The 22,676-nt window shown below is 65.6% G+C and carries 23 protein-coding genes and 2 tRNA genes; 3 read left to right on the top strand and 22 right to left on the bottom strand.

Annotation, left to right across the window (positions count from 1 at the left end; all coding sequences use genetic code 11):
• Positions 1 to 466: 466 nt before the first annotated feature.
• From GY937_19205 to GY937_19155, 11 genes are read right to left on the bottom strand one after another with little or no spacing between them, the layout of a single operon-like run.
• Entirely contained in the window at positions 467 to 1,105 is a 639-nt protein-coding gene (locus GY937_19205) for a hypothetical protein (GenBank protein MCP5058834.1), read from the bottom strand.
• Positions 1,102 to 1,548: a transcription antitermination factor NusB gene (nusB, locus tag GY937_19200; GenBank protein ID MCP5058833.1), complete on the bottom strand. Its 447-nt coding sequence runs from the start codon at positions 1,546 to 1,548 to the stop codon at positions 1,102 to 1,104. The genes GY937_19205 and nusB overlap by 4 nt, the downstream gene beginning before the upstream one ends.
• Complete coding sequence (locus GY937_19195) at positions 1,545 to 2,021, bottom strand: 6,7-dimethyl-8-ribityllumazine synthase (protein ID MCP5058832.1); 477 nt, start codon at positions 2,019 to 2,021, stop codon at positions 1,545 to 1,547. The genes nusB and GY937_19195 overlap by 4 nt, the downstream gene beginning before the upstream one ends.
• Positions 2,018 to 3,145, bottom strand: a complete 1,128-nt coding sequence (gene ribD / locus GY937_19190; GenBank protein MCP5058831.1) for a bifunctional diaminohydroxyphosphoribosylaminopyrimidine deaminase/5-amino-6-(5-phosphoribosylamino)uracil reductase RibD — start codon at positions 3,143 to 3,145, stop codon at positions 2,018 to 2,020. Before ribD ends, GY937_19195 begins: the two co-directional genes overlap by 4 nt.
• 9 nt (positions 3,146 to 3,154) lie before the next feature.
• Positions 3,155 to 3,619 carry a transcriptional repressor NrdR gene (gene nrdR / locus GY937_19185; protein ID MCP5058830.1) on the bottom strand — a complete coding sequence of 155 codons (465 nt, stop codon included), beginning with the start codon at positions 3,617 to 3,619 and terminating at the stop codon, positions 3,155 to 3,157.
• Between the two features lie 39 nt (positions 3,620 to 3,658).
• A complete protein-coding gene (locus GY937_19180; GenBank protein MCP5058829.1) occupies positions 3,659 to 5,362 on the bottom strand; it encodes an RpiB/LacA/LacB family sugar-phosphate isomerase in 1,704 nt (567 codons plus the stop codon).
• Positions 5,362 to 6,612, bottom strand: coding sequence for a beta-ketoacyl-ACP synthase II (fabF, locus tag GY937_19175; protein MCP5058828.1), 1,251 nt, complete (start codon positions 6,610 to 6,612; stop codon positions 5,362 to 5,364). The genes GY937_19180 and fabF overlap by 1 nt, the downstream gene beginning before the upstream one ends.
• Positions 6,613 to 6,621: 9 nt before the next feature.
• Positions 6,622 to 6,861 (bottom strand): acyl carrier protein, encoded by a 240-nt coding sequence (gene acpP / locus GY937_19170; protein ID MCP5058827.1) that lies wholly within the window; start codon positions 6,859 to 6,861, stop codon positions 6,622 to 6,624.
• Between the two features lie 15 nt (positions 6,862 to 6,876).
• A complete protein-coding gene (gene fabD / locus GY937_19165) occupies positions 6,877 to 7,773 on the bottom strand; it encodes an ACP S-malonyltransferase (protein MCP5058826.1) in 897 nt (298 codons plus the stop codon).
• A 50-nt stretch (positions 7,774 to 7,823) separates the two neighbouring features.
• On the bottom strand, positions 7,824 to 8,006 hold the full coding sequence (gene rpmF / locus GY937_19160; GenBank protein ID MCP5058825.1) for a 50S ribosomal protein L32: 183 nt from the start codon (positions 8,004 to 8,006) through the stop codon (positions 7,824 to 7,826).
• Positions 8,003 to 8,587, bottom strand: a complete 585-nt coding sequence (locus tag GY937_19155) for a DUF177 domain-containing protein (protein ID MCP5058824.1) — start codon at positions 8,585 to 8,587, stop codon at positions 8,003 to 8,005. Before GY937_19155 ends, rpmF begins: the two co-directional genes overlap by 4 nt.
• 144 nt (positions 8,588 to 8,731) lie before the next feature.
• Between GY937_19155 and GY937_19150 the strand changes: the two genes are divergently transcribed.
• A tRNA-Gln gene (locus tag GY937_19150) sits at positions 8,732 to 8,805 on the top strand.
• Positions 8,806 to 8,855: 50 nt separating this feature from the next.
• Here the strand turns inward: GY937_19150 and GY937_19145 are convergent.
• The 10 genes from GY937_19145 to GY937_19100 all read right to left on the bottom strand — a co-directional run bounded on the left by GY937_19145 (position 8,856) and on the right by GY937_19100 (position 21,005).
• Positions 8,856 to 9,698: a class I SAM-dependent methyltransferase gene (locus GY937_19145; protein MCP5058823.1), complete on the bottom strand. Its 843-nt coding sequence runs from the start codon at positions 9,696 to 9,698 to the stop codon at positions 8,856 to 8,858.
• A 45-nt stretch (positions 9,699 to 9,743) separates the two neighbouring features.
• Positions 9,744 to 11,879 (bottom strand): sulfatase-like hydrolase/transferase, encoded by a 2,136-nt coding sequence (locus GY937_19140; GenBank protein ID MCP5058822.1) that lies wholly within the window; start codon positions 11,877 to 11,879, stop codon positions 9,744 to 9,746.
• On the bottom strand, positions 11,876 to 13,825 hold the full coding sequence (locus GY937_19135) for a sulfatase-like hydrolase/transferase (GenBank protein MCP5058821.1): 1,950 nt from the start codon (positions 13,823 to 13,825) through the stop codon (positions 11,876 to 11,878). The genes GY937_19140 and GY937_19135 overlap by 4 nt, the downstream gene beginning before the upstream one ends.
• Positions 13,822 to 16,062 (bottom strand): sulfatase-like hydrolase/transferase, encoded by a 2,241-nt coding sequence (locus GY937_19130; protein MCP5058820.1) that lies wholly within the window; start codon positions 16,060 to 16,062, stop codon positions 13,822 to 13,824. The genes GY937_19135 and GY937_19130 overlap by 4 nt, the downstream gene beginning before the upstream one ends.
• Positions 16,063 to 16,141: 79 nt before the next feature.
• On the bottom strand, positions 16,142 to 17,017 hold the full coding sequence (locus tag GY937_19125; protein MCP5058819.1) for a prepilin peptidase: 876 nt from the start codon (positions 17,015 to 17,017) through the stop codon (positions 16,142 to 16,144).
• A 26-nt stretch (positions 17,018 to 17,043) separates the two neighbouring features.
• A complete protein-coding gene (locus tag GY937_19120) occupies positions 17,044 to 17,817 on the bottom strand; it encodes an ABC transporter permease subunit (GenBank protein ID MCP5058818.1) in 774 nt (257 codons plus the stop codon).
• Entirely contained in the window at positions 17,814 to 18,776 is a 963-nt protein-coding gene (locus GY937_19115) for an ABC transporter ATP-binding protein (GenBank protein MCP5058817.1), read from the bottom strand. The genes GY937_19120 and GY937_19115 overlap by 4 nt, the downstream gene beginning before the upstream one ends.
• Positions 18,773 to 19,675: a hypothetical protein gene (locus GY937_19110; GenBank protein ID MCP5058816.1), complete on the bottom strand. Its 903-nt coding sequence runs from the start codon at positions 19,673 to 19,675 to the stop codon at positions 18,773 to 18,775. The genes GY937_19115 and GY937_19110 overlap by 4 nt, the downstream gene beginning before the upstream one ends.
• 24 nt (positions 19,676 to 19,699) lie before the next feature.
• Positions 19,700 to 20,263 carry a prepilin-type N-terminal cleavage/methylation domain-containing protein gene (locus GY937_19105; protein MCP5058815.1) on the bottom strand — a complete coding sequence of 188 codons (564 nt, stop codon included), beginning with the start codon at positions 20,261 to 20,263 and terminating at the stop codon, positions 19,700 to 19,702.
• A 172-nt stretch (positions 20,264 to 20,435) separates the two neighbouring features.
• On the bottom strand, positions 20,436 to 21,005 hold the full coding sequence (locus GY937_19100) for a prepilin-type N-terminal cleavage/methylation domain-containing protein (protein MCP5058814.1): 570 nt from the start codon (positions 21,003 to 21,005) through the stop codon (positions 20,436 to 20,438).
• Between the two features lie 341 nt (positions 21,006 to 21,346).
• Between GY937_19100 and GY937_19095 the strand changes: the two genes are divergently transcribed.
• Both GY937_19095 and GY937_19090 read left to right on the top strand, forming a co-directional pair.
• A tRNA-Glu gene (locus GY937_19095) sits at positions 21,347 to 21,422 on the top strand.
• A 38-nt stretch (positions 21,423 to 21,460) separates the two neighbouring features.
• Positions 21,461 to 22,069, top strand: a complete 609-nt coding sequence (locus tag GY937_19090; GenBank protein MCP5058813.1) for a 3'-5' exonuclease — start codon at positions 21,461 to 21,463, stop codon at positions 22,067 to 22,069.
• Here GY937_19090 and GY937_19085 read toward each other — a convergent pair.
• Positions 21,988 to 22,653 (bottom strand): hypothetical protein, encoded by a 666-nt coding sequence (locus tag GY937_19085; protein ID MCP5058812.1) that lies wholly within the window; start codon positions 22,651 to 22,653, stop codon positions 21,988 to 21,990. The genes GY937_19090 and GY937_19085 overlap by 82 nt on opposite strands.
• Positions 22,654 to 22,676: the final 23 nt, after the last annotated feature.

Here is a 22,676-nt window from a genome sequence, read left to right as displayed (position 1 = left end):
GGGCCGGACCTTCAAGGTCACGTGGCAAGGATGCCGCGAAGCCAACGGCGCTCGCTGGAGATGAGCCACCCGAGGGTTCGGACCGCGCTTACGTCCAGCGCCCTCACGCCTTCCACCCCAGCCACGAAGGGGAAGCTCGAGTTGAGGAGTCCGACGCAACATGGTGTTGATATTGGCATTGTTTGAATGCGATGTCAAGGAACACCGACGAACACCGCTACCGGCCGCGATCCAGCCGAGAACCCGTACACAGCCCGCCCGACCCACGCCCCCAAGCCGACCTTGGCCCCACCCAGGCGGACTAAAGCGCCGCGCCCACGCGTCGGCCGGGCGAGACCCCACCGCAGGATGAAAGGATGCCCTCACACCCAACCCGCCCCCCCCCCACCAGCCCCGCGAACCCCAAGCCGGCATACCAACGGACCCCGCAAGCGGCTAGAGCCCTCATGAAGCCGGTCTCGTCGGCCTAGCGAATAGGGGAAATCCCCGGGGCAGAAACAGCCAGTGGACGGAGCCGATCGGCGCTCTCACCTCCAGAAGCCTGGCCGGTCGCGGGACCTGCACTACCCAGACGAACAGGAACCGCCGCCCGGCTCGCGGCATTTCGCACGCCGCGCTCGGCGTCGCGGCCACGCGAGCCACACAGGAGCCTCAGGTGCAGGGCTGCCGGCTGCGCGTGGAGCGCCTCGGCTGCCCCGCGCACCACGGCCTCACTGGTCAGCTCGATCGGGAAGCCCATCACGAGTTCGTCCGGCAGCGCGATCGCCACGCGCCCAACCCGGAGCGCAACGGCGCGCCGTATCAGGTCCCCGGTCAGATCTTCGAGATCGCGCTCCGAGAAACCGGGCTTCGGACCGAGACCGAACGCAATGATGCGCGGTACCTGCAACCGGCCGGCACTGATCAGCAGGGTCGCTTCTCCTCGGGCGCCACTGATGCGTCCGGCGATCAGCTCAGCAGAAAGCAGACCCGACAATCGCCAATCCACATGGGCGACTGGCCCGCGCAGGGGACGATGGCTCTCGAAGAACGGTGCCACCAGCAGATCGGCGCCAATCCGATCGAGACGGCCTTCACAAACCTCCACCGGAAGGACGGCGCTCATGACGCCGCCTCGGCCAGGCCCATGGCAACCGCGTCGAGCACTCCGTTGACGAAACCCGGAGAGGGGTCACCTCCGAACTGGCGTGCGAGTTCGACAGCCTCATCGATCGCCACCTGAGGAGGCGTACCGAGATGCACGAGCTCGAAGGTCGCGAGACGAAGCACGTTGCGATCCACGGTCGCCATGCGCTCGAGGCGCCAGTTCCGAGCCGATGCGGTGATTCGTTCATCGATGTCGTCCCGATGAACGATCACGCCATTGACCAGGTCCTTTGCGAAGGCCCGTGCGCCCGGCGGCAGCTCGAAGTGGTCGGCGAAGGTTTCGAATGCGATGTCCGCGTCCCCTTGCCCACCGCGACTCTTCCGGCCCCCGAGATCGAAGGCGAAGAGCACCTGCAGGGCGACCTGACGCGAGCGCCGACGACCCGCCTGGCCCGCGGTCACGACGGCGGGCCCGCGGCGGCACGCTGCAGACAAGCCATCTCGATGGCAGCGAGAGCCGCTTCCGCACCCTTGTGTCCGTGGCTGCCGCCCGTTCGCTCCAGAGCCTGATCGATGTCATCGAGGGTGAGCACGCCGAAGGCGATCGGCACCTGGGTTTCGTGCATCACGCCGGCAACACCATCCGTCACGCCGCGACACACGTACTCGAAATGCGGTGTTCCGCCTCGAATCACGGACCCGAGCGTGATGAGAGCGTCGTACCGACCGCTCCCGGCCAGCTGGCGTGCGGCCAATGGAATCTCGAACGCCCCGGGCACCCAGGCGACGTGCACATCGTCCGAGGCACAGCCACGGCGCATGAGCTCAGCCACGCAGCCGTCGAGCAGCCTCGAAGAAATCAGCGGGTTGAAGCGCGACACTACGACACCGACCCGCAACCCTCCGGCATCCCGGCTCGAGGGATAGGTCTTCACGAGGAACTCTGGCGATTGGAACTCAAGACCCCGTGAACGTACACGTCTTCGCCGAGCCGTCGAATGGATCGGACGGCCAGGCTCGGGCGAGAGGCCAGCTTTGCAATACCGAGGGAGGCGATCGCTTCGCGAGCATCCCCGCCGAGCAGCGAAGGTGATGCGAACCAATGAAGCTCATCGACCAGGCCCTTGCGGAGCAGTGCCGCGGCCAGGCCACCCCCACCTTCGACCAGGACGCTCCCCAATCCGTTCCGGGCCAGAACCTCGAGGGCCAGCGGTAGATCCAACGCTCCCCGCCGGCCGGGCACGGGCAAGACACGAGCGCCCGCGGTTTCCCGAGCCGCCCGTCGTTTCGCCGGAGCGCTGCGGCCCGCAAGCACCCAGGTGAGATTCGCATCCTCGTCGCGAAACAAGCTCCGCGTCACGGGCACCTTCAGCTCGGAATCGACGAGCACGCGAATCGGGCAACGAACGCGCCGCTCGTCGCGGCGGACCGTGAGTTCCGGATCATCCCGGAGGGCCGTTCCAGAACCGACCATCACGGCATCGACGTTGTCGCGCAACTGGTGGACATGCGCCCGCGCTGCGCCGCCGGTAATCCAACGGGATTCGCCGGAACCCGTTGCGATGCGTCCGTCCAGGGTCGCGGCGAGTTTGAGTGCCACCCAGGGTCGACCTCGCTCACAAACCGAGAGAAAACCGCGGTGGTGCCATCGACACGCCTCTTCCATCACCCCCCGCTGCACCCGGATTCCTGCGCGCCGCAACCATCGAACCCCGCGACCCGAAACGGCCGGGTGGGGATCGTCGGTGCCGATGAAGACCCGGGCGATTCCGGCCTCGTGAATCGCCGCCGTACACGGGCCTGTCCGCCCCTGGTGGTGGCAGGGCTCGAGAGTCACCGCCAAGGAGGCGCCGCGAAGCGCCGCTTTTCCGTGGCGCTTGCGTGCGCGTTCCAGCGCGACGATCTCCGCATGGGCTCCTCCGGGAGGACGGGTCCCGCCAGAGCCGAGGACCTGATCGCCACGAAACACCACCGCACCCACCGCGGGATTCGGATGGGTGCGCCCCTGGCGGACGCGCGCCCGTGTGAGGGCATGACGCATGGCGCGCTCGGGATCCATGGCGGGTGGCTACCCCTCTTCGCGACCGTCGTCCAGGGTCGCAAAGAACGCGTCGTAGTCGGCGGCGCTTGCGAATTCCCGGAAGACCGAAGCAAAGCGAGCTGCCGCCATCACGTCGAGCCCGGAGAGCTCGTCGAGCACGGCATCCCCGACGCGATCCGTTGCCACCTCGGCCTCGCCGAGTTCCGAGATGCGGCGCTCGACCCGATCCACGAGCCTCTGCAGGGCGTTCTCGCTGACAGGCCGCTTGGTACACGCCTTCTGCACGCTGTGCTCGAGCTTCGAACGGTCCCACTCTTCCCGTCGCTCGTCGTGCTTGATCACCTTCGGCAAGACCGATTCGAGCCGCTCCCGGGTCGTGAACCGTCTTCCGCACTCGTCACACTCGCGTCGGCGCCGGATCTCGAGCCCCTCACGCGAGAGCCGGGAATCGATGACACGATTGCTCGCCTCATTGCAGAAGGGGCAGCGCACGATCTAGCGAACCTCGTCGATGAGGGGATGCATCACGATCTAGACCGTCGACCGCCAACGATCGGCATACAACGGGAAGCGGTCACAGAGCGCTTCCACTTCCTCGCGAACGCTTTCGAGCACCGCCTTGTCTTCGGGGCTCTCGAGCACGCGGGCCAGCATATCGGCCACCACCTCCATCTCCGGCTCCATCATCCCGCGGGTCGTGAGCGCTGGAGTGCCGATCCGCACACCGGAAGTCACGAAGGGCTTCCGGGGATCGAAGGGCACCATGTTCTTGTTGGTGGTGATGCCGGCTTCGTCCAGGACGTTCTGGGCCTTCTTGCCCGAAATCTCCCGTCCCACCAGCGAAAGAAGGAAGAGATGGTTGTCGGTTCCGCCGGAAACGATCCGGAAGCCCCGCTTGGCCAACGCGCCCGCCAGGGTGCGAGCATTGGCAATGATCTGCCCGCAATAGTCGCGGAAGTCGGGCTGCAACGCCTCGCCGAAGGCCACCGCTTTGCCGGCAATCACGTGCATCAGGGGCCCGCCCTGGCCACCCGGGAAGACCGCACTGTCGACCTTCTTGGCGAACTCGCCATCGCAGAGGATCATCCCGCCGCGCGGCCCGCGCAGCGTCTTGTGCGTGGTGGTCCCGATCAACTGGGCCTGGCCGACCGGTGTGGGGTGATGACCGGTCGCTACCAGGCCGGCGATGTGGGCGATATCTGCGAAGAGAAGCGCACCCACCTCGTCTGCAATCTCGCGGAACTTCGCGAAATCGATGATCCGCGAGTAGGCGGTGGCTCCGCATTGGATCAGCTTCGGACGATGTTTCTTCGCCAGCTCCCGGAGCGCATCGTAGTCGATCGTCTCCGTTTCCTGTTCGACGCCGTAGGGCACGATGTCATACAGCATTCCGGAGAAGTTGACGGGACTTCCGTGGGTGAGGTGCCCCCCGTGATCCAGGTTCATGGCCAGGATCGTATCGCCGACCTCGAGCACCGCGCGGTAGACGCACTCGTTGGCCTGAGAGCCCGAGTGGGGCTGGACGTTGACGTGGTCTGAACCGAAGATCTCCTTGGCACGATCCCGCGCGAGGTTCTCGGCTTCATCCAGAACGTCGCAGCCACCATAGTAGCGCCGGCCCGGATAGCCTTCCGCGTATTTGTTGGTGGCCACGGAGCCCGCGGCTTCGAGCACGGCCTCGGAAACGAAGTTCTCGGAGGCGATCAGCTCCAATCCCTGGGCCTGACGGCCGGCCTCGCGGCGAAGAATATTGGCGATGGTCGGATCCTGCCGAATCAATGCGCCGTCATGGGTCCGGGTCAGGCTGTCGATCTGCTCGACGCGAAGGCTGTGCCGACCGCCCTCGAACGGCACCTCGAGCCAAGCCTTCACGATCGCCCAAGCGTCGTCGACGCCGGTTCGATTGGCGGAGAGCGCCAGGACGTTCGCATCGTTGTGCTCCCGGGCCAGCGTCGCCGTCTCCACGTCGTGGACGAGCGCCGCACGTACGCGGGGAAACCTGTTCGCCGTGTAGGTGACACCCAGGCCGGTCCCACAGATGACGATCGCGCGAGAAGCTTCGCCGGCCGAAACGGCACGTGCCGCCGGTGCCACGAACTCCGCGTAGTTCACCGATGCGTCACCGGTGGGCCCCAGATCGCGGACCTCCTGGCCGGCCGCCTCCAGGCGTTCCTTGAGCGCCTGCTTCAGCTCCACTCCTCGATGATCCCCTGCCAGTAGAATCGGATCCCCCATCACGCCTCCCATTTCCGAAAGACCAGGGCAGCGTTCACGCCGCCGAAGCCGAATGAGTTGGAGAGTGCCACACGAACGTCCGCCGCACGCGCTTTCCCATCCACATGGTCCAGGACACAAGCCGGATCCGGCCGGTCCAGGTTGATCGTCGGCGGAAGCAACCCGTCCTGGAGGGCCTTCACGGAGAATATCGCCTCCACAGCCCCTGCCGCTCCCAGGAGATGGCCGGTCATCCCCTTGGTCGCCGATACGGCGACGCCGTCGGTATGCTCGCCGAACACGTGCCGGATCGATTCGACCTCCACCACATCGCCAGCGGGCGTACTGGTGGCATGCGCGTTGATGTGTCCGACGGCCTCGGGTTCGAGCTTCGCGTCAGCCAGAGCCCCTCGCATCGAGCGGATCGCGCCTCCGCTACTGACATCCGGCGCCGCCAATTGAGCCGCGTCGCCCGAAGCCGCGTAGCCCGCGAGTTCGGCGTGGATATGCGCACCACGCGCCCTGGCATGGGCCTCGGATTCCAGGACGAGCACGGCAGCACCTTCGCCCAACACGAACCCATCTCGATCCGCATCGAATGGCCGACTGGCCCGCTGGGGCTCCTCGTTGCGCTTCGAGAGCGCTTGCATGCTGCCGAAGCCAGCCAACACGAGATCGAGGATGGCCGCTTCCGTACCGCCCGCCAGCATGGCGTCCACTTCTCCGCTCCGGATCGCCCGAGCTGCCTCGCCGATCGAATGCGCCGCTGACGCACAGGCCGTCACATGGCAAAGGTTGGGGCCTCGCAGACCGTGACGGATGGCGACGACACCACTCGGCATGTTGGCCAGGGTCATCGGGATGAAGAATGGAGAGACGCGCCGAGGGCCCTTCTCGAGATAGGTGCGATGGTTGGTGAGCAGGGTGCCAATGCCCCCGATGCCCGAGCCGATCGCAACGCCCACGCGATCCGGATCCGCTGCATCTGCCAGGGAAGCGTCGGCCATCGCCTCGCGGGCCGCGGCCAGGGCCAACAGAATGGCTCGGTCGTAGCGGCGACGCTCCTTGGGATGTAGATCACCCACATCGAATTCGCCCGCGACGGGCGCGGCGATCCGTGACGGAAGCCGCTCATCGCTTTCGGGCAGCGAAACGATGCCACACGTCCCCGCCAACGCCGCCTTCCAGCTGGAAGCGACGTCGGGGCCGAGTGGGGTCACGCAGCCAAGACCTGTGACGACCACCCGGCACGCAGCGGCGTCCGGGGTCATGGTCCCTTGTTACTCCTTGCCGAGCTTGCCCTTGATGTAGGAAACCGCAGAGCCGATCGTCTGGATCTTCTCCGCGTCCTCATCCGGAATCTCGACGTCGAAGGCCTCCTCCATCGCCATCACGAGCTCGACGATGTCGAGCGAATCGGCGCCGAGATCATCGATGAACGATGCCTGGGGCACGACCTCCTCGGCCGTGACGCCGAGCTGCTCGACGATGATTTCTCCGACGCGTTCTTCCAATCCCATGGGAACCCCCTCTTCTCACCCAGCGGTGGTTGCTGCGGCGACTTCGTCGATCTCTTGGATGCCGCTCGCGCTCGAACGTTGGATCTTGCGGTCGATCCGGGCCACGAGCCCGGAGAGTACGTGCCCTGGCCCCACCTCGAGCACGCGATCGACGCCAAGCGCGACGAGGCGTTGCACCGTCTCGGTAAAGCGCACGGCGGCCGTGACCTGGCGGCGAAGCAACTCGGGAATCCGGGCGGCCTCCGAATTCGGCTCAGCCTCGACATTCGTCACGACCGGCACGGTCGGAGCAGAGAAACGCACCTGAGCAAGCTCGGCCGCGAGCTTGTCGGCGGCGGGCTCCATCAAGCTGCAGTGAAAAGGTGCCGAGACCGGCAATGCGATTGCACGTTTCGCCCCCCGCTCCTTGGCAAGCTCACAAGCCTGCTCGACGGCGGCGGCGTGGCCGGCAATCACCGTCTGCTGCGGCGAGTTCCAATTGGCGGGCACTACGACCTGGCCAGTCCGTTCCGCAGTCTCGGAACACGCGCCAGCCACCGTCTCGGCACTTCCACCAAGGATGGCAGCCATGGCGCCCTGCCCTTCCGGCACCGCCTCCTGCATGAAGCGGCCGCGTGCGTGAACCAGCCTCACGGCATCTTCGAGGGCCAACGCCTCCGCGGCGACCAGCGCGGTGTACTCGCCGAGGCTGTGGCCCGCCACGAACGATGGGACCACGGACATGCGTTCTTCGAGGGAACGCAACAACGCTATGGAGGTGGCGAGGATGGCGGGCTGCTGATTCTCGGTGCGGCGAAGCTCTTCCAGAGGCCCCTCGAAGCAGAGCTTCGAAAGCGAGAAACCCAGGGCCTGGTCGGCGGTTTCGAAGACCGCGCGCGCGGCAGGAGACGTGGCATAGGCGTCTTTGCCCATACCAACCTCCTGGGAGCCCTGGCCTGGAAACAGAAGCGCCAGCACCGAGGCTACTCCTCGTCCGTCTCGATCACCGTGCGGTCACGATACACACCGCATTGCCCACAAATGCGGTGAGGCGCCTTCGGCGCGCCGCACGACGGGCAGACGGATTTTGCGGGCGCATCCAGCGCGTGATGGCTGCGTCGCTTGTTGCGCCGCGATTTCGAGGTTCGACGTTTGGGAACGATCATTTGGACTCTCCTTCCTTCGAGGCCAACCGGTCTCGAAGACCGGCCAGGGCTGCGAAGGGCGAATGGGGCTGCTCCTCCCGGCAATCACAGGTTTCGACATTTCGGTCGATTCCACAGCTGGGACAGAGACCGGCGCACTCCTCACGACACAGGGGCTTCTGCGGGAGACCGGCGGTGACCACTTCCTGCAGGAAATGGTCGAGCTGGACCTCACTACCGCGAAACCATCCGGCCTCGAGCTCTTCGGAGAGCACCAGGCCGTCACGTGCCAAGGCAAGGGCACCCTCCGGATCGGCGGGAACCCGGGCCCCGGCAGGCTCGAGCACCAACCGGAAAGGCTCACGGACCGGCTGACGATAGCGTTCCAGGCACCTACCGCACCCGAGCTCGAATTCTGCCTCGGCGACCCCCTCCAGGTAGAGGTTCTCCCTCATACAGTGGGCTTGGATGCTGAAACGAACCGGTGCCACCAGGGCCTTGCCGAGCGCAGGATCTCCGGCGCTCGTGGCCAGCCAATCGGCCGAGCCCGCGAACTCGAGCTCACTCGGGTCCTCGGTCAAGCGATCAACGAGCAGCTCCACGTAAGAAAACCTCTTGAATCCCGGACAGTTGAGAAGAAGGGGCGATAGCAGACCCGCCGCCATCCTGGCAAGCCGCCGGCTTGAGGATTGGCCGCGGTCGCCTACCTTCCCGCACGCCCGGGCGCCTCAGGCCCGAAGAACGGCTCCCCGGTCGTCTAACGGCAGGACAACAGACTCTGAATCTGTGAATCATGGTTCGAATCCATGCCGGGGATCCACTCGCCTTCCGAGATGCGGCCGGGCTGCATCCCGCGGGGAGCGCATGCGACTATCCTCGCCTGGCGGTCACCAGCCAACATCCCGAACCGAGTTCGAGTTGGTCGTCGTCCCCGGCCTGGGCCGCGAAGGCCTCGCGCACGGCGTCCTCCACCCGCCGCCGGGTCGCATCATCCGCTTCGCTGGTGCGGAGCGCCGACGCCACGGGGCCGATTTCCAGGAACATCTCGACCGCTCCGTCGAGGGTTCCACCTCCCGGCGCCATCGCGACATCCGCAGGCTGCAAGGTGATCTCGCTGAAGCCGGCGTCGCCAAGAATGCTGCGCAGGCGATCCTCGTCGGCCAGGGCCAGCATGCCCGGAGAGCCGGGCGGCGGAGGCGGCGGGAATTCGACGAGCGGAGCCACTGCGGCCATCGGCACGGTGATCCACGGGTTGTCCTGAGGGCCCCGCCAACAAACGAACGCGATGCGCCCGCCGGCCCGGAGCGCCTGGTGGAAGTTGGTGAATGCCTTCACCGGGTCGTCGAAAAACATCACGCCAAAGCGCGAGAACAGGGCGTCGAAACCACCCGGGGCGAGCGACGCCTCGGCAGCATCGCCTTCCTGGATCGCCACCTGGTCCGCCCCGGCCTTGGCCACCCGTTCCCGCGCACGCGCCAACATGGGAGCGGAAACGTCGAGACCCAACACCTTGCCACTCGGGCCGACCCGCTCGGCCAACGCAAGCAGGGTATCGCCGCAGCCACAACCGATGTCCAGGATGGCTTCACCGGACTTCGCGTCGAGGGCGTCGAGGGCAAGCTGACCGTGGGGTGCGATCTGGCGATCGAGGCGCTCCTGCCAAACCACCCAGGTATTGCCGTGCTCGTTCCAGAATTCGGTTTGATCCGTCATGCCGGGCAGCGTAGCGCGAACGACGCTGAAGCGAGCCGGCCGGAATCAGCCGTCGGTGCGCCTACTCTCCCGCTGCACGCGCAGGAGGAGATGGCGCGCACCCTCATCCTCGGGGTCTCGCGCGAGGGCGTTCTCGAGCACGGGAATCGCGAGTTCCGGCGTTCCGCGAGCCGCGTAGGCGATGGCAAGGCGCACCAGGAGCGCGCCATCTACCTGCTCGGGGTCGACGCGGGCCTGGTGCCGTGCTGCGGCTTCGTCCTCTCCGCGACGAACATATTGAATCGCCATGCGTTGGTTCAGGCGGGAATCGTCGGGGAAGCGGCCAGCCGTTTCCGCGTAGAGCTCGAACGCGCGGTCGAATTCCCCACCGATCTCCCAGGTCGCGGCAACGCGTTCGCATAGACGCGGGTTCTCGCAACCATCTCGCAGGAGCACTTCCGCCCGCCGCTCGGCGGCCGGGAGATCCTCATCGATGTCGAGCTTCATCAAGGCGAGCTGCGGATCCAGATGCCCGGGATCGCGCTCGAGCGCAGCTTCGTAGGCCTTCCGTGCACCGACGCGATCGTTTTTCTCGAGGTGGACGGTCGCCAACAACATCCAGGTCGAAACGTTCTCCCCGAACAGCTCGACGCATTGCTGGGCGTGGCGCAATGCGGCCTCTGGCGCCTTCAGGTTGAGATGACTACGTGCCGCCACATCGTGCATCCGGTAGCTGTCGGGGAACCGCTCCAGCACGCGGGCCGACACCTCGAGGGCCTTGTCGTATTCGCCGCTCAAGAGGTGAGCCGTGGCGATGAAGGAGAGCCGCGCAAAGGGAAGCGCGTCCTTCGGATGGACGGAACCTTCTTCGGGAACGGAGTCCGGAACGACATAGCCAAGCGCCTCGACCTGAGCGCGCCTGTCGGCGTCGATCTCGACGGTCTCGAGACCGCGGGCTCCGCGAGACAACGCTTCGATGCGTGCTTCGGCCTGGCTGGCCACGTCCACCAGATCCGACCGCTCGGGCGACAAGCGATTGTGGAGCTGTCCGGGGTCGCTCGCGAGTTCGAAGACCTCGGGCTGCGGTGCGCGTACGTAGTGGTGGTCGTCGGTCCGGATCGCCTGCAGCGAACTCCAGCCGTGGTCGAGACGACCGGCCAGACTCTCGGAATACGCCCAGCCCGTGAGTTCCTCCGTCTCCTGTGCACCGCGCAGGAGCGGCGCCAGATCCGGGGCATCCAGGCGACCTTCCAGAGCCAATCCGGCCAGCGAGAGCATCGTGGGCGCGATGCTGGTGTGAGAAACGACGCCCGTGACGCGACGGCTTTCGATTTCGGGGCCGGTCACGATCAACGGAACATGCAGATCCGCGTCGTAGACGAGATAGGAATGATCCGGCTCCCCATGCTCTCCCAGACCTTCGCCATGGTCGGAGGTGACGATGAGGAAGGTGGACGGCCGATCCTTCCGCCCTTCCAGACCTCCCAGCAACCTCTGGAGCTGGGAATCGACGTAGGCGATCTCGCCGTCGTAGGGGCGTTCGGCGAAGCGTCCTGCCCAGGGTTCCGGTGGAGCGTAGGCGACGTGAGGATCGTAGTAGTGCACCCAGAGGAAGTAGGGGCCCTCGATCGTCTGCAGCCAGGCGAGCGCCTGGTCCGTCACGTCTTCAGCACTGCGCTCCGGGAAACCGTTCACGCTGGAGCGATCCCCGCCATTTTGTTCGTCATACCGATCAAAGCCCCGATCGAGGCCGAACTCCGCCGCGAGAACGGCGGCCCCGACGAAGGCGCCGGTCTGCCAGCCAGCCTCCCGGAGATGCGTCGCGACACTCGGTGTCTTTTCGGAGACGCGAAAGATCGCGTTGTGGCGAACGCCATGACGCGGCGGATAGAGACCCGTGAGAATCGACGTATGCGCCGGCAGTGTCAGGGGCGCGGAGGCCATCGCGGTCTCGAAGAGCACGCCTTCGCTGGCCAGCCGATCCATCGTGGGTGTCTCGACATCGGTGGCACCGTAGGCGCCCACGTGATCCGCACGCAGCGTATCGATCGTGACGAGTACGAAGCTGGGCGCGCCCGCGGGAGGCTCGTTGCGCTGCGGAGTCGACAAGGCCTCGGGAACGACCTCCACCCGATTGCACGCCTGCATGAAACACGACGCGAGCACGAGCCCCGCGAGAAGAGCCATCCGTCCTGCCATCACGGTTTCGCGTTCCCTTCTTCAGCCTGGGCTGCCGGAGGTGCACCCTGGGCGAGTCGTTGGCGAAGTCTCTCACTCGTCGGGAAGCGTTCGAGACCAGTCTCCCACGCCGAACGGGCTTCGAACGCGCGGCCGTTCGCCTGCCAGACGCGCCCCAACTCCTCGAAGACGCGATCCTGATGGGCCAGTCGCACCACCGCACTCGCGTGCTCCCTGGCGTCTTCGAGCGGCCCTCCGAGACCCAGCGCGTGCATCGCACCGAGATGAGCGCCCAGATGGTCGGGATCTCGGGCCAACGCCTGCTCGAATGCCTGCACGGCCCCAGGAACATCGCCCGTCTTCATCCGCGTCAATCCGACCCGGGCATGATGGTCGGCCCAGTCCGGGGCAAGCCGCGCCAACGTTTCCGCGTGGTGCATCGCCTGCTCCCAGCGACGCGTGCGGAGGTAGACGTTCGTCAGGATGTCATGCCCGCGCTGGCTCTGGGGGAAGCGATCGACGACGTCTCGTGCCAGCGCCTCGGCAAGATCCAATCGTCCGGCAAGTTGGGCTTCGTGCGCAGCCAGCGCCTTCTTGATCCAGTCCAGACCGTCCCTCGGTGAGAACGGCTCAGCGAGTGCTCCCCCCGCGCCGGGGGTCGGCAGGGCGTAGCCGAGCGATTCGATCTGCGCGCGGGTCGCTTCGTCCAGCACGGACATCGGACGATCGATTTCTCGCTCGGCCAAGGATGCCAGGCGCTGCTCCGCGTCCTCGGTCCACCTGCGTTGGCCAGACGAGAGCGCCGCGGAGCTTGCATCGACGCCGAGAAGATCCCGAAGCTCGTCCGGGTCGCTTCGAAGATCGAAGAGTTCGGGGCGAGACGATTGGATGTATTGATAGTCGCTCGTCCGAATCGTGTGAAGGCCATCCCATCCCATCGTGAGCTTGGCGACCAGGCTCTCGGCGTAGGCCCAGCCCTCAGCCTCGGCCCGTGGACGCGGCGAGCCCATCTCCGTCAGCAAGTCGCGGCCCTCCACGTCGACGAGTTCCGGAAGACCGGCCAGGCCCGCGAGCGTAGGTGCCAGATCCACGAGCGAGACGACGCCCTCCCCTACCGAACCGGAAGGGATGCCCGGCCCGGAGAGGATCAGGGGGACGCGGAGCACCGCATCGTAGACGAGGACCGAGTGCGTGCGCTCCCCGTGCTCGCCGAGGCTCTCCCCGTGATCGGAGGTCACGGCAACGATCGGAGCTTCGTGCCCCAGAGCCCGGGCACCCAGGAGCAGGCGCCCCAGCTCCGCATCGACATAGGCGATCTCGCCGTCGTAGGGACGTCCAGGAAAACGCTTGGCCCAATCTTCGGGCGGTTCGTAGGAGGCGTGGGGATCGTAGTAGTGGACCCATAGGAAGAATGGATCCCGGGCATCCTTCAGCCATGCCAGCGCCCGGTCGGTCACCTCTCCCGCCCGACGCTCCGGGTAGCCACTCCGACTCGATTGCCTGCCGCGTACATGGTCGTCGTAGTGATCGAAGCCCTGCGCGAGACCGAATTGCCCGGCGAGCACGACGGCTCCGACCACGGCTCCGGTCGAATAGCCCGCGGCTCCAAAGTGTTCAGCAAGCGTCGTCGCCTCGGAGCCGAGGCGGTACACCCCGTTGTGTCGAACGCCGTGAGACGGCGGATACAGGCCCGTCAGTAGCGAAGCATGAGACGGCAAGGTGATCGGCGTGGGAGCGATCGCGTTCGCGAAGCGTACGCCCTCGGACGCCAGCCGATCGAGCACGGGAGTCCCCACGTCCTCGGCACCGTAGGCGCCGACATGGTCTGCCCGCAGCGTATCGATCGTCACGAGGAGAACCGACGCCGGCGGATCTGCCGGGAGGATCTCGATGCGGTTGCAGCCCACCGTCGCGAGAGCCGACGCAAGTGCGACCCCGAGCACACTCGCGAGGAGCAGAGCCTTCTTCACGGCGCAGCGTTGGCCGGGATGGCCGGCCCAGCCGGCCCGACTGGAATGGCCTCCCCAGCCCGCAAGGATTCCGCTTCCGACACCCTGTCCGTCTGCTCGAACACGCGCGCCAGGTTGAGGCGCGCGACCTGATTTCCGGGATGACGGGCCAGGAGCCCGCGGAAGATCATCTCTGCGTCGCGGTGTGCGCCCCTTGCGGCCAGGGCGATTCCGAGGCGGTTCAGCAGGTCCGGGCGGGTTCCAGCCGCCCCTGCTCTCTCGATATGAGCCTGAAAACCCGTGGGATCGTTGCGCCTCGCGTATTGGATCGCCACGCGCATATGCAATCGTTCGGAGTCCGGCGCCTCTTCGAGTCCGCGTTGATAGGCTGCCAACGCCTGGTCGAACTCGCCCAGGCCTTCCCACGTCTCGCCAACCTCCTCGAGGATCGCTGGCCCACCGCCGGAGAGTTCGATGGCAAGTTCGGCATGGCGCTGGACCTCGGAGAGAGGCTTCCCGAGCGCACCCTTCCACATCGCACCCAGATGCGCTCCGTAGTGTCCCGAATCCCGATCGACGCCGGTCTGGAACGCGGCCACGGCCTCTTCGAGTTTCTTCATGCGCAGAAGGGTCAAACCCAGGAGCACGTGATTCTCGGCAGCGTCGGGGTGGATCCGCACGAGGGCCTCGACGTGGTGCAACGCTTCCTCCAGGCGGCCGGTCGCGAGCGCCATTCGAGCCATGATGGCGCGCATCTTGCCACTCTCAGGGAAGACTTCGAGCACCTCGCGTGCATCGGCTTCGGCATCGTCGAAGCGGTTGTCGAAGTAGGCGGTCATTGCGGACGACATCAGCTCGATCCAACGTTGCCCGTCCTTCGGATCCATGCCGGTTTGGGTGGGCGTCTCCTGGGCAACGAGGTACCCGAGGGCTTCCATCCGCCGAGCGGTCTCGGAATCGATCATTCTTCGGCTGGGTTTCGTTGCGTCCGCGAGCACACGCTCTACGTGCGCTTCCAACCGCGCCCTCGCCTGGGTTGCATCATCGGCGGCCTGGCTCTCGAGCAGGTTCTGCACCTGATGCGGATCGGCACCGATGTCGTAGAGCTCCGGACTGGGTCCGTGGATGTAGGCGAATTGTTCTCCGCGTGTCGCAGAGAGCGGAGCCCAGCCGAAATCGAGCTGCGGCGCGAGCGTTTCTGCGTAGATGGGTGTATCGCTCGCTCGATCTACTTCGACGAGCGAGGGAAGAGCACTCGAATCGAGAGGCGGTAGCTTCGCCAGGGAAGCGAGCGTGGGACCGACAGCGGCATTCGACACCGGATCGCTACGGCGGTTGCCCGCATTCAATCCGGGCCCCCGAAGCAGCAAGGGAACCCGGAGAACGCTTTCGTACAGGAAATAGCCGTGGGTCGACTCACCGTGTTGGCCCAGGCCTTCTCCGTGATCCGAGGTCAGCGCCACCACCGTGTTCGCCCATCGGTCCCTCGAGCGTAGAGCTTCCAGGAGCCGACCCAGCTCTGCGTCGGTATAGGCGATCTCGGCAACGTAGGGCGAACCGGGGAAGCGTGACTTATGAGGCTCGACCGGGTGGTAGTCCGCATGCGGATCGTAGTAGTGCACCCAGAGGAAGAACGGAGCATCGACGGACTCGACCCAGCGCAGGGCCTGGTCCGTCACCTCCCCTGCGGATCGTTCGACGAAGCCACTCCCGCTGGAGCGGTGTTCCCCGAAATGATCGTCGTAGAGATCGAAGCCCTGTTGGAGGCCGAACTGCGAGGAGAGCACGAACGCGCCAAGGACCGCACCGGTGGCCCAGCCGCCCTCCCGGAATTCCTCCGCCAGCGTGCGCGCTTCATTGCGAAGGAAGTACACCCCGTTGTGTCGGACACCATGTTGGGGAGGCAGGAGCCCGGTCATCATCGAGGCGTGGGCAGGCAACGTCAACGGTGCCGTCGTCAGGGCGCTCTCGAAGAGGACGCTCTCCTCGGCGAGGCGATCGATGTTGGGTGTGGCCCCGTGGTCCGCGCCGTAGGCACCGACATGATCCGCGCGCAGGGTATCGATCGTGATCAGAACGACATCCGGGGCGTCGACCGGGGCAACCCGCGCGGATGCGAGTTCGCCGGCGACCTCCACGCCCTTCGTCCGCGCTGAGGGCTCCGGGTTCTCTCTGAGCTCCAGATCGCTACAAGCGATTGCCAACGACAGGCCGATGAGTCCCGCCGCCCAACGAATTCCGGAACCGTTCGTCTCCATACTTCCCCCCAGGAGGGGGGAATCGGCCTGTCAGGCCGAAGACTTGAACACTCTCTTGCGTGGTGCTGAGCTGGCGGATTCAGCCCAGGAGAGCGCTCAGGAACGAGGATGGAACCAGCATCGTCAGGATCGCCGCGACGGCGATGGACGGCGCGAATCCGAACGGCATGTTGGCCGCTCCGCGGAAGAGCGCCACCCCGCCGCCCCAGATGAGGCCAACGACCGCCGCCAGGATGATGGTCCACAAGACACCGACCGGGCCGAGGCAGACACCGATCAAGGCCATCAGCTTCACGTCGCCAAAGCCCAGGCCCGGAAACCACGTCCAGTAGTCGAGGCTTCCCGGGGTTGGCATCTCTTCGCCTTCGCCGGGCCAATGCGGAAAGCGGCGACCCATCGCCGCCGAGATCCGCGCGTGGGCAAAACCCACGGTCCAGAGAAAACCAGCTCCCACCAGCCCCCCCGTGAGACTCACCAACCAGGCCGAAAGGGCAGGCTCACCAAGCAGCCACCGCGTGGTGGGAACGATCGCCAGCGCGACCAACGTACCCCCGACGCTGATGCCATCGGGAATGAACTGATGATCGAAATCGATCACGGCCGCCGCGATGAGCGCAGCGCTGAAACCGGCCCACACCAGCATCATCGGATCCGGACCGAAGCGGAGCGCGATGGCGGCGAAGACCAGGCCAGTCACGAGTTCGAGGAGGGGATAGCGGAGCGGGATGCTCACCTGGCAATGGCGGCAGCGTCCTCGCAGCAGGATGTACGAAACGAGCGGAATGTTGTCCCAGGAAGCGATCTGCACGCCACATCGGGGACAGCGAGACCGCGGCTGAACGATGGACTCGCCTTCGGGGACCCGGTGGATCACCACGTTCAGGAAGGAGCCGACCACCAACCCGAACGCAAATGCGAGCCCCGTCAGGACCCAGAGTTCTTCGCTGGCTGTCACGCTCGAAACCTAGCCACCGCTCCGTTTTACCGGAAGTCCCGGCGCTCGAAGACGACGACGGCGACGGTGAGAAAACCAATGCACCAGCCAATACCCATGACGAATGACCAGGCCACTTCTTCCGGCGGAATCGGCAGGCCGTGAACGGCCTCGATCGTCCAGTTGAAGGACTCGAGGTCGGGAAAGATGCGATGGATCCACACCGTCAACGTCTTGGCTGTAGTGGATTCCGCGATCTCTCCGAGGGCTCGGATATCCCGCGTGATGTGCCCCACCACGTAGAGCCCGACGCTGTAGCAAGCCGCGAGAAAGGGGGTCGCAAACGACGAGAACAGGGTCGCGAGTGCCACCAGAACCGCGAGTTCCAATGCGGTGGCCACCAACGCCACCGCGTGGCCGCCATTCAGAGGTGCATCCATCGACCATGAGACGAAGACGAAGCCTGCCGACATGATCGCCAGCTGCAGCCAGAGCGTGGTCACGAGGCCCAGGTACTTGCCGACCAGGAAGTCTGCGCGCGAAACCGGCTTGGAGAGAATCGTGAAGATCGTGCGGCGGTCGACTTCCCGGTGCACGAGGCTGACGCCGATGAAGATGGCAATCGCCGCTCCGAACATCCGAATCGACGCCAATGCCACATCCTGGAGGATGCGCTCGCGCTCCACGTAGGAAAGAGTGGCAAGAAGGAAACTCGCACCGATCAGGACGAGCGCGAAGAAGAGCAGGATGTAGAGCACCTTGTTTCGAACGGCGTCCCGGACGGTGTTCTCGGCAATTGCAGCGATCGCGAGTATGTTCACCGGCTTTCCTCCCCATCTCGGGGTTTCGGCTCGTGAATGGCGCGCAAGAAGAGATCTTCGAGAGCTGCCCCTGCGGGCGCAACGCCTCGCACGGCACCTCCTTGCGCCAGGACCCTGCCAAGAACTGCGTCGACGCTCTTCTCGGGGACGCGGATCTCGACCCTCTCACTTCGCCCGCGGAGCTCGGCGCGGAACTCGCCCTGGAGAGACTCCGCCAGCTCGGGCGTCAAGCCCGTCACGTTGATGTCGACCAACTGCCCGTCGCTCCCGGGGAGCTCGTGGACGGGGCCTTCGTGGACGATGCGACCCTCGGCGATGATGGCGACCCGGTCGCAGATCACTTCCACATCCGAAAGGATGTGGGTGTTCATGAAGACGGTCTTGCCCGATGAATGGAGCTGCAGGATCAGGTCGCGAATCTCCTTTCGCCCCACCGGATCGAGACCGCTCATGGGTTCGTCCAGGAACACGATCTCCGGATCGTGAACGAGGGCCTGAGCGATGCCGATCCGCTGCAACATGCCCTTCGAGTAGGAGCGGAGCCGGAGGTTTCCCGCATGAGACAGCCCGACGCTCTCGAGGAGTTCGTCGATCCGGCGATCGCGGACCGAGCCCTCGACCCCGGAGATCTTCGCATAGAAGTTCAGGATCTCCCGACCCGTAAGGAAATCGTAGAAGTAGGGGGCCTCTGGCAAGAACCCGATCCGACTCCGCACAGCGGTCTCTCGCACATCGCAACCCAGGATCGACGCATGCCCCTCGGTTGCCCTGATCAGGCCCAGCAAGACCTTCAGGAGTGTCGTCTTGCCCGCACCGTTGGGGCCTATGAACGCGAAGACCTCTCCGCGATGCACCTCGAGATCGATCCCGTGAAGAACGCGTTTGCGCGTGAGGCCAAAGCCCGGGCGGAAATCCTTGATGAGGCCCTCGACCTGCACCACGATTTCAGGTGCGCTCACGGAGTTTCTCCTTCTTCATCCGTCTTCTCATGAAGCTGCTCGATCAGCATGCGACTGGTGCCATCGAGCTTCGGTACGTACCGGAAGCGGAGCTTCTCGGAGACGATCACGCCCTCGTCATTCAAGACCCATGACGAGCCATTCGGCTCCTCGGGAAGTCTTGCCAACACCGGGGGCTCCACATGGAGAAGTTCCTCGACCGCCACGAGGTCACGACCCTGGCGGCGCTTGAACTCCTCGCGGGCCCGATCCAGCAGGCGCGCCCGGGATTCCGCCTCGATCTCGAGAAGTGCCCGTTGATATTCTGCTTTCGCCACCGGATCTTCCGTGCGTCGCAGCATCTCGTTCAGGAATGCTGCCGACACGTCGAGCCCCTCGCCCTGGCTCTTCAGCCGGGCGACCATGCGCGGGAGGTAGCGAGGTGCACCGGGAAGCCCCAGCGCGGGTTCCAGGGCTTCAGCCGCTTTCTCGCTATCACCGAGCCAATAGAAGTAGTTGAAGGCCAGGTAGAAGCGATTGCGCCACTCGTCCGGATGATGCTCGATGCCACGCTCGAGCAGGCGATTCGCCGTCCGGACGGCTGGCACATCGTCGGTCATCCACAGGGCCGCAAACCGGTAGGGATGATCGACCCAGGGATCGAGCTGCGTCAGCAGGTCGACCAGCGCGCCGATTCGATGGCTCCGGCCGGCGGTGCCCCTTGCGTCGCCGCCGATCTGCACGGCTTGCATCCAGTAGAGATCCGAAGCCAGCGCATCGAATCCAAGTGACGCCACCCGTACCAGGTTCGCGTCGGGAACGGGGGCCTCACCTTCGGCACGACGCGGCGTGGTCGGAAGCTGCCTGTGGGCACCCGCGATCACCACGCCGACCAGCGCGAGCAGCACGATCTGCTTCATCCCCCCCTGCAAGCGTGCCTCCGTCTAGAACTCGTTCCGGCCGTCTGCTGCAGCACAGGGGCCGACCACGTTGAATGCGCCGGCGGGCTGTGCCGGATCGATGACGCCCGCACCCGCGCAGCCCAGTGCATGGCTCGAGGCCGGGCCCAATGACGCGCCCGGGACCGGGTGCACGTAGGCGAAGTCCGAGGTGATGCCGTCGCCATCCAGGTCGCCCAGCGCAGAGACCGTGAACGCGGTCAGGCCGGCGTTCACGTCGGCTCCGTATTGGAAGAATACCGAGCCCTCTGGCACGAACCCGACGGTATCGAAGCTGACGGCACCGCCGCCGATCCAGCGCTGCTTCTGGGGACCGGGCGCAGCGGCCGGGGTCGCAGCGGCTGCCAGATACCCGCCCTGTTCCGCGAAGTATGCGTTCTGGGCGGTGGCCGCACCTTTGAGGTTGGCCCTCACCTCGACCAGCTTGCTTCGGGTCTGAAACCTCTGGAAGCTCGCGATCCCGGTAGCGGCAAGGATGCCGATGATGGCGACCACGATCATCAGTTCGATCAGCGTGAAACCGGATCGATGAGATCGACGAAGAGTCATGAAGGCCTCGAACTCGTGGGTTACACCGTGGGACATCGCCGGTCGTTCCCTCCAGGGATCGGCAGAATCCCGAGGAACCTGTAGTCACAGGCAAAGCGGCGTGCAGAAAAAGAAAGAGGGGGGCTGGCTTGCGCCAGCCCCCCTCCCATTGGCTCGCGAAGAGTCAGAGTCCTTAGAACTGGCTCTGGCCGTCCATCGCTTCGCAGGCGCCCACTGCATTCAGCAGGTCCTGAGCACCACCATTGGCGTTGTACGCGCCCGTGGCGGCGCAGTTGCCGTCGCCGAGGCCCGCTGCGGCCGAACCCGCGGTGGCTGCCGGAATCGGATGGACATACACGAAGTCCGAGAAAACGGCGTCGCCATCAAGGTCCGAGGCGCTCTCGGCGGTGTAGTCCGTGGACGCACCGTTGATCGTCACGGCGTACTGGAAGAACACGGAACCTTCCGGTGCCCAGCCCATCGTGTCGAAGCCGGTGCCGGTGCTCCAGGCGGTCTTCTGGTTGGTACCACCCGTCGCCGGGACGCCCGCGGACTGGGCGATGTAGACGCCGTACTCGGCAAAGTACGACTCTTCTGCGGTACGGATGCCCGCCAGGTTGGTCCGGGCTTCACCCGTCTTCGAGCGGAGCTGGAAGCGGAGGAAGTTCGGAATGGCGATGGCCGCCAGAATTCCGATGATGGCGACCACGATCATCAACTCGATGAGGGTGAAGCCGCGCTTGCGGTTGAGAAGCTTTCGCATGGGTTCTTGTCTCCTTGTCCGAGCGTTGCCTTCGCGGGCGACCTGCCTGCGACGTGCCTGGCCCGCGGGCCTCAACTCGGATCGGCGTTCGCGAAGGGGAAAAGCAACAGACGTGCCAAACATCACAGGACGCTCCACGGATCGGCAGGTACCGGCGCAACCTGTAGACACAAAGGCGGCAGTCGCGATCGGTCCATCTCGGCCTGGGGCGATTCACCCAGCGATCCAGTGACGGAATCCGTCACTTTGGCGACGAGAACCGTCACTCGTTGCGATGCGCACACGCTGGAAAGCCGCCATTGACACCCGCCGGATGGGGGGTACGGTTGCGGCCCCTTTGCGCTCCCTTCGTCTAGTGGCCTAGGACGCGGCCCTCTCAAGGCTGAAACACGGGTTCGACTCCCGTAGGGAGCGCCACCTGCTCCGCCACATCTGAACTGGAAAGGCCCGCCCGTTTGCCGGACTTCGCCTTTGCCTTCCTGGATTGCGAGTTTGGTGGCCTCGACCCGGAACTCCACGACATCACCGAGATCGGGGTGATCGTGACGGACTACGGTCTCGCGGAGCAGGCCGAGAACGAGTGGAAGGTGTTCCCGCGGCCAGAGCGGGTCACGCCGGAAGCCGCCGCCATCTTCAAGTACGAGCCGGAGGTCTGGAAGGCCGAAGGGGTCGGCATCCGGCAGGCCCTGACCGAAGTGGCCGACCTCTGCCCCAAGGGCAAGGTGGTCGTACCCGCGGGCCAGAACGTGCGCATGGACGTCATGTTCCTGCAGCGGGCGTACCAGAAATGCGGCATCCCCTACCCCTTCGACTATCACGTGATCGACCTGGCAACGCTCTTCTACGCCTGGTCGCTGGTGGAAGGCGAAACCGTCCCCGCGCTCTCCTTGCGTCAGGCGGCGACGACGGCCGGGCTCATGAAGGGCTCGGTCGCCCATCGGGCGCTGGCCGATGCGCGCTTGACCCTGGAGACGTTCCGCTACTACGTGGGCCGACTCGCACCGCGGCCGCTCCCCGACGAGCCTGCTGGTCCGGCGGGGCCTGGGGACGATCCCACTTCCTGAGCCGGTGAAGCGAGCTTGCGCCGCCACTTGCGTGCGGCCCGGTGGTCGAAGCGCGCGAGCATTGGCAGGAGCAGTCGGGCTGCCAGGCTTCCCGGGCGAAACACCAACGCCGAGCCGAAATCGATCAGGATGGGATCCCCATCCTCCCCCAGCAGGACATTGCTGCGATGCCGGAGATCCAGATGGACCACGCCCCGGGCATGCATTGCATCCAGTGCGCGATCGAGGCGGTCGGCGAATTCCGGAGGCACCTCTCCTTGAAGCTTGCTGCCCATACGCCGGCCCGGCCGGTACTCGACGGCAAAGGCCAGGGCATCGATCCGCCCCCGGAAGGCAGGCACGCTCGGATGGCCGTCCAACACCTGCCACGCCCGCGCCTCCCGACTCGTCACCCAGGGGCCCAGGGTCCTTCGCACGAGCGCGGAGCGCGGAGCGAAATCCTTCACGACGAGCTGGGTGCCGGAAACCTCGATGCAGTAGACATCGGGGTTTCGTCGCCCACCGCGATTGAGCAGCTCGCGCGGTAGTCGGTCGAGCTCGCTTCGGCTCGGAAGAGCACTGCGAATCGGGGGAGAGGCGGACACCGAAGGGAGTATGAGAGCTTGCT

This window comes from bacterium (genome assembly GCA_024228115.1).
GTDB lineage: Bacteria > Myxococcota_A > UBA9160 > UBA9160 > UBA6930.
The sequence above is the reverse complement of the archived record's forward strand: the minus strand, read 5'-3'. Positions and strand labels throughout refer to the sequence as shown.